Origin of the sequence: Kitasatospora sp. NPDC056783, assembly GCF_042789895.1 — a bacterium.
Taxonomy (GTDB): Bacteria; Actinomycetota; Actinomycetes; order Streptomycetales; family Streptomycetaceae; genus Kitasatospora.
This window is the reverse complement of record NZ_JBHUAF010000677.1, coordinates 1-1786: the sequence shown is the minus strand read 5'-3', so window position 1 is coordinate 1786 and position 1786 is coordinate 1. Positions and strand designations below refer to the sequence as shown.

General features: G+C 76.8%; 1 protein-coding gene. It reads right to left on the bottom strand.

Annotation, left to right across the window (positions count from 1 at the left end):
* Positions 1–1786 (bottom strand): condensation domain-containing protein (locus ACFRMQ_RS40535; RefSeq protein WP_380735932.1); only part of this gene is annotated, 1786 nt, incomplete at both ends.

Genomic DNA, 1786 nt, shown 5'->3' with positions numbered 1-1786 from the left:
GGGTACGGCACGGTGGCGTTGCGCGGCAGCTCCCACGCGGCGCAGGCCACCCCCGGCAGCTGGGCCGGCGCGCTCCAGTTCTCGTACCTCAGCCAGGCCGCGAACGGCACCTGCGGGCTGAACTCCGCGAACGGGTACAGCTGGTGGTCGAGCGCGGCGGTGGCGGCGGACCGGAGCCGGTCGAGCAGCTCGGCGCACCCCGGCGCGCCCGACGCGTCCACCCCCACCAGCAGCGACTGCACGAAGCAGCCGACCGCCCGCTCAGCCTCCGGCCTGGTCCGGCCGGGCACCGGCGTCATCAGTACGAAGTCGTCCAGGCCGCTGCGGGCGGCCAGCAGGCCGCTCCAGACCGCCGCCACCGCGAGGAACGGGGTGGCCCCCAGCTCCGCCGCCCTGGCCCGCAGCGCGTCCGCGGCCTCGGCGGGCACCGTGAAGGCGTGGGCGGCGCTCAGCACCACCTCGGTGTGGCGGCGCCCAGGGAAGGGGTCGATCGCCTCGGGCGCGTCCGCCAGCGCCGCCGCGAAGTGGGTGCGGGAGGCCGGCCAGTGGGCGTTCGACCACTCCACCAGCTCGCGGTACTCGGGGCCGGGGCGGGCGGCCGGCCCCCGGCGGCCGTTGCTCAGCGCCGAGTACAGCACCCCCAGGTCGCGCAGCAGCAGACCGAGCGACCAGCCGTCGCTGACCAGGTGGTGGACGGCCAGCAGGACGGCGTGGTCCTCCGGCCCCCGGCTCACCACGGCCAGCCTCGTCATCGGGTCCGACGCGAGGTCCGTCGTGCGGTCGCGGACGGCGACCAGCCGGGCCGACACCTCCTCGTCGCTCTCGCCGGGCGCCCGCGCCAGCACCACGTCGGCGCGCGGTTCGTCGTGCAGGACGGCCCGCAGCACCCCGGGTTCGGCGTCGGGCACCGGGACGAACCCGGTCCGCAGCGCGGGGTGGCGGCGGATCGCCTCGCGCAGGGCGTCGGCCAGCACGTCCGTCCGCAGGGCCTCGGTCACCCGGAACATCACCGCCACCGAGCCGACGTTGCGGCCCGGGGCCTCGGCCATCCAGCGCAGGAAGTTCTCCTGCTGCGAGGTGAGCGGCAGGTCGTGCGGCTGGGCGCGCAGGGAGCGGAGGAAGGCCGACACCTCGCCCCCGGGCCGCTCCTCGGGCCCGGCCGCGGTGGCCTCGGCCCGCTCCAGCCAGGCCGCCTGGGCGCGGAGCGAGGGGCGCTCGAAGACCAGTGCGGTGCGCGCCGCCACGCCGAACTCGGCGGAGATCGCGGCGGCCAGCTGGACCGCGCGGAACGAGTCCCCGCCGAGCGCGAAGAACTCGTCCTCCACCGCGCGGACCGGCCGGCCCAGCACCGTCCGCCACAGGCCCGCCAGGGCGAGTTCGCGCTCCGTCTCCGGGGCCCGGCCGGCCGCCGGGGCGGGCTCGTCGAAGGCGGTCCGCAGCTGGTGCTTGACCACCTTGCCGCTGGGGTTGCGCGGCAGGTCGTCCACCACCAGGACGCGGACCGGGAGTTCGGGCCGGGCGAGCCGCTCGCTCAGGAACAGCCGCAGGCCGTCGAGGTCGATGCCGCCCGGCAGCGGGACCACCGCGGCCACCGGCACCTGGCCCATCACCGGATGCGGCAGGCCGAGCGCGGCCGCGTCGGCGACCTGCGGGTGCTCGTGCAGCACCGCCTCGATCCGCAGCGTCGAGACCTTCAGCGCACCGGACTTGACGATGTCGCTCTCCCGGTCGACCAGGTGGAGGAAGCCGTCCCCGTCGAGCCTGCCGAGGTCACCCATGCGCACCC